Origin of the sequence: Arthrobacter sp. NPDC057013 (genome assembly GCF_042674585.1) — a bacterium.
GTDB lineage: Bacteria > Actinomycetota > Actinomycetes > Actinomycetales > Micrococcaceae > Arthrobacter.
Genome location: NZ_JBHUSE010000056.1, coordinates 1 through 1,168 on the forward strand (window position 1 = coordinate 1; position 1,168 = coordinate 1,168).

General features: G+C 63.0%; 1 protein-coding gene. It reads left to right on the forward strand.

What is annotated here, in order from left to right:
- Window positions 1–11: 11 nt before the first annotated feature.
- Window positions 12–1,168: aromatic ring-hydroxylating dioxygenase subunit alpha (locus tag ACFTSA_RS24475; RefSeq protein WP_377954696.1), on the forward strand; the 1,157-nt coding region annotated here is incomplete at its 3' end.

Sequence of the window (1,168 nt, forward strand, 5' to 3'; positions counted from 1 at the left end):
AGGAGAGCAAATTGTCTGTTGAGGTATCTACTCCGAGCCTGATCCCGACGTTGGGCGGTCACTTGTATACGGATCCGGCGGTTTTCCGGGCGGAGCAGGAGCGGATTTTCGAGCAGATGTGGTTCTGCGCGATCCGGTCTTCGGATCTGGATAAGCCCGGGGCGTGGCAGACGGTGCAGATTGGCCGGGAGTCGGTGTTGATCTCGCGGACCCGCAAGGGCGAGATCCGGGCGTTTTATAACGTGTGCCGGCACCGTGGCGTGAAGTTGTGCATGGAGGAAAAGGGCGAAGCGGCCCGGAATTTCCAGTGCCCGTACCACGCCTGGACGTATGACTTCGAGGGCAAGCTGATCGCGGCCCCGAACCTGACCAAGATGCCGGACATCGACCGGGAGGAGTACGGCCTGTCCAAGGTCCACATCCGCGAATACCTGGGCTATGTGTGGGTGTGCCTGGCCGAGGAACCGCCCTCCTTCGAGGAGGATGTGATGGGCGCGATCGAGGAGCGCCTGGGCAACGTGCACGCCATTGACGGGTACGACGTGGCGAACCTGTCCGTGGGCCGCCGGATCCGGTATGACGTGAAGGCGAACTGGAAGCTCATCATTGAGAACTTCATGGAGTGCTACCACTGCGCGACGATCCACCCGGAACTGACCGAGGTCCTGCCGGAGTTCGCCGACGGCCTGGCCGCCCAGTACTTCGTGGGTCACGGCGCGGAGTTCGGTGAGGACATCAAGGGCTTCACCGTGGACGGGTCCGAGGGCCTGGACGTCATTCCGGGCGTGGGCGAGGACCAGGACCGGCGCTATTATGCGATCACGATCAAGCCGACCGTGTTCGTGAACCTGGTCCCGGACCACGTGATCATCCACCGGATGTTCCCGATGTCCGCGGACCACACGATCGTTGAATGTGACTGGCTGTACCTGCCCTCGGTGGTGGAGTCCGGCAAGGATGTCACCGCGTCGGTGGAGCTGTTCCACCGGGTGAACATGCAGGACTTCGACGCGTGCGAACGCTGCCAGCCGGGCATGGCCTCCAAGTCCTACGCCAAGGGCGGTGTGTTGGTCCCGTCCGAGCACCACATTGGTGCCTTCCACGACTGGGTCAACGAAAAAGTCGGCGACGTCCCGCTCACCGGCGAAGCCCTGCTCGGCCTCACCGC